At 72.1% G+C, this 6,527-nt stretch carries 6 protein-coding genes and 1 pseudogene; 1 reads left to right on the top strand and 6 read right to left on the bottom strand.

The window, feature by feature from the left end:
• Positions 1-92: 92 nt before the first annotated feature.
• The 4 genes from icmA to AC3EUJ_RS34640 all read right to left on the bottom strand — a co-directional run bounded on the left by icmA (position 93) and on the right by AC3EUJ_RS34640 (position 4,654).
• Positions 93-1,793, bottom strand: a complete 1,701-nt coding sequence (gene icmA, locus AC3EUJ_RS34655) for a coenzyme B12-dependent isobutyryl-CoA mutase large subunit (protein WP_431968569.1) — start codon at positions 1,791-1,793, stop codon at positions 93-95.
• A 151-nt stretch (positions 1,794-1,944) separates the two neighbouring features.
• The gene (locus AC3EUJ_RS34650; RefSeq protein WP_431968567.1) at positions 1,945-2,280 is read right to left on the bottom strand and encodes a DUF3817 domain-containing protein; all 336 of its coding nucleotides are present in this window, start codon (positions 2,278-2,280) and stop codon (positions 1,945-1,947) included.
• A 58-nt stretch (positions 2,281-2,338) separates the two neighbouring features.
• A complete protein-coding gene (locus tag AC3EUJ_RS34645; protein ID WP_319163135.1) occupies positions 2,339-2,845 on the bottom strand; it encodes a MarR family winged helix-turn-helix transcriptional regulator in 507 nt (168 codons plus the stop codon).
• A gap of 585 nt (positions 2,846-3,430) precedes the next feature.
• The gene (locus AC3EUJ_RS34640) at positions 3,431-4,654 is read right to left on the bottom strand and encodes an MFS transporter (protein WP_431968566.1); all 1,224 of its coding nucleotides are present in this window, start codon (positions 4,652-4,654) and stop codon (positions 3,431-3,433) included.
• Positions 4,655-4,733: 79 nt separating this feature from the next.
• Here AC3EUJ_RS34640 and AC3EUJ_RS34635 point away from each other — a divergent pair, with 79 nt between their 5' ends.
• The gene (locus AC3EUJ_RS34635; RefSeq protein WP_431968564.1) at positions 4,734-5,708 is read left to right on the top strand and encodes an ArsR/SmtB family transcription factor; all 975 of its coding nucleotides are present in this window, start codon (positions 4,734-4,736) and stop codon (positions 5,706-5,708) included.
• Positions 5,709-5,893: 185 nt separating this feature from the next.
• Here the strand turns inward: AC3EUJ_RS34635 and AC3EUJ_RS34630 are convergent.
• Together AC3EUJ_RS34630 and AC3EUJ_RS34625 are read right to left on the bottom strand one after the other, a co-directional pair.
• A pseudogene (locus AC3EUJ_RS34630) lies at positions 5,894-5,974 on the bottom strand (thiamine-binding protein); the annotation flags it as partial.
• A 9-nt stretch (positions 5,975-5,983) separates the two neighbouring features.
• Positions 5,984-6,487 carry a hypothetical protein gene (locus AC3EUJ_RS34625; protein WP_431968562.1) on the bottom strand — a complete coding sequence of 168 codons (504 nt, stop codon included), beginning with the start codon at positions 6,485-6,487 and terminating at the stop codon, positions 5,984-5,986.
• Between the last annotated feature and the right edge of the window lie 40 nt (positions 6,488-6,527).

Raw genomic sequence — 6,527 nt, 5'->3', positions numbered from 1 at the left:
GCCGGATCCCCCCCTCCTCGGGGATCGGGGGTCGGCGGCCACGGCAGCGGGGCCCGGCCGGACCATCGTCCCGCCGGGCCCCGCGTCCTTCGTCAGAAGCGGGCCGGCTCGATGTAGCTGCCCCACTCGTCGCGCAGGGCGCCGCAGATCTCGCCGAGGGTGGCCTCCGCGCGCACCGCGTCCAGCATCGGCTCGATCATGTTGCTGCCGTCCCGGGCGGCGGTCAGCATCGCGTCCAGCGCCTTGCGGACGGCCGCGTCGTCGCGCTCGCCCTTGCGGCCGGCGAGCACGCGCACCTGCTCGCGCTCGACCTCGTGGCTGACCCGCAGGATCTCCAGGTCGCCGGTCACGGAGCCGGTGTGGCAGTTGACGCCGACGACCCTCTTGTCGCCCTTCTCCAGGGCGCGCTGGTACTCGAAGGCGGCCTCGGCGATCTGACCGGTGAAGTAGCCGTCCTCGATGCCGCGCAGGATGCCCGAGGTGATCGGGCCGACCGGGTGCCTGCCGTCCGGCACCGCGCGGGCGCCGAGCTCCTTGATCTTGTCGAAGATCTTCTCCGCGTCCGCCTCGATGCGGTCGGTCAGCGCCTCGACGTACCAGGAGCCGCCCAGCGGGTCGGCCACGTTGGCGACGCCGGTCTCCTCCATCAGCACCTGCTGCGTGCGCAGCGCGATCTCCGCCGCCTGAGCGCTGGGCAGCGCCAGTGTCTCGTCCAGGGCGTTGGTGTGCAGCGAGTTGGTACCGCCGAGGACCGCGGCCAGGGCCTCCACGGCGGTGCGGACGACGTTGTTGTACGGCTGCTGGGCGGTCAGCGAGACACCCGCCGTCTGGGTGTGGAAGCGCATCCACTGCGCCTTGTCGGTCTTCGCGCCGTACACGTCGCGCATCCAGCGGGCCCAGATCCGGCGCGCGGCGCGGAACTTGGCGATCTCCTCGAAGAAGTCCAGGTGGGCGTCGAAGAAGAAGGACAGGCCCGGGGCGAAGGTGTCGACGTCCAGCCCGCGGGACAGGCCCAGTTCCACGTAGCCGAAGCCGTCGGCAAGGGTGTAGGCGAGCTCCTGCGCGGCCGTGGAGCCGGCCTCGCGGATGTGGTAGCCGGAGACCGACAGCGGCTTGTACGCGGGGATGCGCGCCGCGCAGTGCTCCATCAGGTCGCCGATCAGGCGCAGGTGCGGCTCGGGGGCGAAGAGCCACTCCTTCTGCGCGATGTACTCCTTGAAGATGTCGGTCTGCAGGGTGCCGTTGAGCACGCCTGGGTCGACGCCCTGGCGCTCGGCGGCCACCAGGTACATGCAGAAGACCGGCACCGCGGGGCCGGAGATCGTCATGGAGGTGGTGACGTCGCCGAGCGGGATGTCCTTGAAGAGGATCTCCATGTCGGCGGCGGAGTCGATGGCGACGCCGCAGTGGCCGACCTCGCCCAGCGAGCGGGGGTCGTCGGAGTCGCGGCCCATGAGGGTGGGCATGTCGAACGCGACGGACAGGCCGCCGCCGCCCGCATCGAGGATCATCTTGTAGCGCTCGTTGGTCTGCTCGGCGTTGCCGAAGCCCGCGAACTGGCGGATCGTCCACGTACGGCCCCGGTAACCGGTCGGGTGCAGTCCGCGTGTGAAGGGGTACTCGCCGGGCCAGCCGATCCGCTCGAAACCGGGCACCTCGGCACCCGCGGGCGGGCCGTACACCGGCTCGACCGGGTCGCCGGAGAGCGTGCTGAAGTCGGCCTCGCGCTTGCGCGCGGCGTCATAGCGCGCCTGCCAGCGGCTGCGCCCCTCCTCGATGGCTGCAGCGTCCATGCCGTGTCTCCGCCTCTCTCGCCTGCCGGGCCGGTCCCCGCGCCACGAGGACGACCCCTACAAGGCGAAAATACTAGGACGTCCTAGTATTTGTCGACGGCGAATCCTCCCGTCCACCGAGGGAGGGGAGGAAACCGCAGGTCAGGCGGTGTCAGACCTTGACGGGTTCACCCGCGGGGGCCACCAGCGGGGCGACCTCGCGGCTCACCTTGCGCTCGACGAAGAACGCGGCGGTGGGGATCGTCCCGGCCAGCAGCACCCAGGCCAGCTTGCCGAGCGGCCACTTCGCCTTGGACCCCAGGTCGAAGGCGAAGACCAGGTACAGGACGTACAGCCAGCCGTGGGCGATGGCGACGACCCGGGTGAAGCCGGCGGCGCCGTCGACGTCCAGCACGTACTTGGCGATCACGCCGATGGTCAGCAGCACCAGCAGCACACCCGTCACGTAGGCGAGCGCGCGGTACCGGGTCAGAACACTCTGCTTCATGCGGACGAGCGTAACCGGTGCGATTCCGGCGCCTGCCCCGCCCCGGCCGTGGCGCGCGTCACTCCTCGAAGTCCCCCGCGGCTATGCGCAGCGGCCGCAGCAGGTCGAAGATCTCCGCGCACTCCTCGTCGTCGTACGCACCGAGCCCGAACTTCATCCCCATGAGGTCCTCGGTGGCGGCCTCGCACACCTCACGGCCCTTGGCGGTGATGGAGGCGAGCGTGCCGCGCCCGTCGTTCGGGTTGGGCCGCTTGGCGACGAAGCCGGCGGCGACCAGGCGGTCGACAGTGTTGGTGACCGAGGTGGGATGCACCATGAGGCGCTCGCCGATCTTGGACATCGTCAGCTCACCCTCCTTGCTGAAGGCCAGCAGGACCAGGGCCTCGTAACGGGCGAAGGTCAGCCCGTAGGGCTTGACGACGGAGTCGACCTGGGAGAGCAGGATCTGCTGGGCGCGCATGATCGACGTGATCGCGACCATCGAGGGCACGCGCCCCCAGCGCCGGGTCCAGATCTCGTCGGCACGGGCGATGGGGTCGAAGGGCAGGCTCAGCGGCTTGGGCACAGGCCCGAGCCTACCCGTCGGTCACATGCTGGGCAGCCGCGTCTCGCGGGGCGGACGCCGCCGTTCCGGCGGGAGTGCTCACCGCGGTCGCGGCGGTCCCCACCCGCCGCCAGGGTGCGCGTGATCATACGCCGAGCCCCCATCACACGTATTGCCGCGGTGTTTCAGCCACCCCGGCGGCGGATCCTGACCGGAAAGCCGCCCTCCCTGGGGAGGGTTTCCCCTACGCGTGGGACAGAGTTGTCACCCTTTGGGCCGGGAGATGGCCGCATGGGTCAGGGGTGCCGTCGCGCGAACCGGCCAAAGGATGGAATGCACCTGCCATTAACCCGTCATTCGGTGCGAGGCTCCTTGCCGCGCGGAACACCGCGCGTCCCCCACACCGCTCCGGGCGCCCAGCCGCCCGGAGTCCTCGCCCGTCGCCCCCAAGCGGCTCCGCCGAGCACAACGCGGTCGCCGCCGCACGGACCGGGGTCAACGTCAGCTGCCCCAGGACCGCTTGACCCGACCGGCACCCCCATCACTCGTGGCGCCGCGCACCGCCCCATCGGTTCGCGGCGCCATGAGCACGTGTCTCCGGCCGCCTCAGGCCGCGCCGACGGCACTCCCCCGCACCCGCGCCAGCACCACGAGCACGCACACCGACCCCGCACCCGCCGCCACCGCCGTCACCACATGCGGCGCCACGAACTCCGCCGCCGCACCCGCCGCTGCCATCCCCAGCCCCTGGATCGTCATCAACCCCGCCGACTGCAACGTCATCGCCCGCCCCCGCAACCCCTCCGGCACCGCCGCCACGAACCACTGGTCGAGCCCGAGGGTGTAGGCGGCCGTCAGGCCCGTGGTGAACATCGCGGCGACGGCCAGGGGCAACGAGGGGCGCAGCGCGAAGAGGGCGTACGGGAGGAGGGAGCACGCGGCCAGGGGGACGGTGAGGCGGGCACGGGCGGCCGGGGGCAGGAAGGCGCCCGCGAGGAGTTCCCCGACGACGGTGCCGACGGGCATCGCGGCCATGAAGAGGCCGAGGCCCGGGGTGCCGGCGCCGATGGAGTCGGTGTACGGCGCCGCGAGGGCCTCGGGGAACACCACGAAGAACGGCTGGATCCAGCAGAGCAGCAGCAAAGACCGCACGCGGGGGTCCCGCAGCAGACGGCCGCTGCCGCCGGCGGAGCGCGCCGCGCCGACGCCACGCGCGGGGCGTCGCGCGGTGCCGAGGCGCAGCAGCAGGGCGGAGCCGAGGAAGGCGACCACGGTGAGCCCCAGCGCGGCCCGGGGCGGGAGGAGGACGAGCAGGAACCCGCCGACGCCGAAGCCCACGATCTGCGCGCCCTGGGCGACCATGCGGATCAGGGACCTGCCCAGCACAAAGGTGTCGCCCGGCAGGATGTCGGCCAGGCTGGCGGCCCGGGTGCCGGTGAACACCGGGGCGATCATCGCCATGACGCACCGCAGGCCCAGCAGGACCGCGATCGGTGTTCCGGGCAGCACCATCCCGGCGGCGCAGGCCGCGCACAGCAGGTCGCACAGGACGAGCACCCGGCGCGGCGGGAAGCGGTCGGAGATCCCGGCGAGCAGGGTGCCGCTCAGCGCGTACGGCACGAAGCCGAGCGCGAAGGTGAGCGCGGTCAGCAGCGGCGACCCGGTGAGCCGGAAAACCAGCACGGACAGCGCGATCTCGGCGACCACGGTGCCCTGGAGCGACAGCACGTGGGCCGCGAAGACGGCCTGGAACTCCCGTACGGCGAAAACCGCGCGGTACCCGCGCGCGGCCGCCGGGCCGGCCCCGGTGGTGTCGGTGTTCAGCGTCATGCGCGCAGCCTGGCGGCCGGGAGGGGGCACGCCGTAGTGTTTCGGCTCCAGCCGAAAGTCGAGGACCAGGGGGCGTGCCGTGCCGTTCCGCATGCGCTTCGGACCGGACGACCTGCTGCGCTGCCGGTTCGCGCTCTCGCCGCTGTGGGAGACCGAAGGAGCGGTCCGCACCCTGAAGGAGCCCGGGCTGCAGACGTACCACCTGCCCTGGCTGCGGCAGACCCGTGAGGCGGCCCGGGCGCTGGACCTCACCCCGCTGTGGCTGCTGATGCCCCGCCCCGGCCACAGCCCGGACTTCCTGTGCCCGCCCCCGCAGGGCCCGTCGGCGGCCATCGAGGACGAACTCGCCCGGGTCCGGGCCACCGACCCGGAGGTCGCCCGACAGGACCTGGCCCGTTCGCTGGCGGACACCCCCGGCGCCGCCGACACCCCGCACGGGCGGACGATGCTGGCCGACCCGGCGGGCGCGGTGCTGGACCTTGCGGATCTGTACGAGCGGGCCTGGCAGACGCTGGTCGCCCCGTACTGGCCCCGGCTGCGCGCCGTGCTGGAGGCGGACATCGCCTTCCGCGCGCGCAGGCTCGCCGACGGCGGGCTGACGGGGCTCTTCGCCGACCTCCATCCGTCGCTGAGCTGGGCGGACGGCACCCTGACGCTGCACAAGCCGACGGAGCACGACCGTGATCTGGGCGGCGAGGGCCTGGTCCTGGCGCCCAGCGTCTTCGTGTGGCCGGACATCGCGGCGGGCTTCGACCCGCCCTGGCAGGGCACCGTCGTCTATCCCGCGCGCGGCATCGGCGGCCTGTGGCAGGCCCCGCAGGCCGCCTCCGAGGCCCTGGTGCGGCTGCTCGGCGCCAACCGCGCCGCCATCCTCGGCGGCCTGGGCGAACCGGCGACCACGACCGCGCTCGCCCACCGGCACGGCCTCGCCCTGTCGTCGGTGTCGGCGCACCTGGCGGTCCTGCGGGACGCGGGCCTGCTCACGTCGCGCCGCTACGGCCACCAGGTGCTGTACGAGCGCACCCCGCTGGGCAGCGCGCTGGCCGGCGACTGACCGTCGCCGCCGCACACGCGGGTGTGGGGGGTCATGGCGGAGGCGTGGCAAGGGGGGCCTGATCGGCTGTCCCGCCCTCTCGTGCTTTTCCGGCGCGAAGCGGCGCTCTGCGGACGGGAGGGTGGGGCCGGGCCCCACCCCCCCTGCGCATCCGGCGTCATTCCGCCTGAATGGCGCCTGACGCGCTACTGCGCGAGGTGGCGCTCTACGGTCTCGACCTTGGATGTGAGCCCGTCGGTGACCCCGGGGCGGATGTCGGCCTTGACCTACCCCCCTTACCTTCTTGGCGGCCCCGCGATGGGCGGCGGTTCCGCCAGGCGCACAACACGATCCGCTTCAACATCGAACCCGAGTACCGGATGACCGTAATCGCCCTCCGGATCCATCAGCACCGGCTTGCCCATCCGTCGACCGATGTCCCGCAGGAAACCGCAGAACAGATCGAGTCGCTCCTGTCCCTGAAGCTCCCGCAGATCCACATCGAAGTCGATCTGCTCCGGCGCATGGAAGCGGAAGATCGCCAGCACCTCGGTTGACGGCCAGACCCGCAGCTCAGGACATTCAGCGTCGGCCGAGCGGGAGAGCACGGTCTCCGCCCTGGGCACCGGCAGCACCGTCTCGCCCTCGGAGTACTGGCATTTCCAGCCGCGCTCACCGACGAGATCGAGGAGTGCCTGCCAGTCCTCCACTGAGGCATCTGGGACGCGCATGTCTGGCAGCGAACCCATCAGATCAGGATCGAAAAGGTACGCAACGTCATCCCACAGCAGATCAGACACCCCGCCATGCTGCCTGGCAGCCCATCCCGACGCAGCCCGA

This window comes from Actinacidiphila sp. bgisy160 (assembly GCF_057707815.1).
The sequence above is the reverse complement of the archived record's forward strand: the minus strand, read 5'-3'. Positions and strand labels throughout refer to the sequence as shown.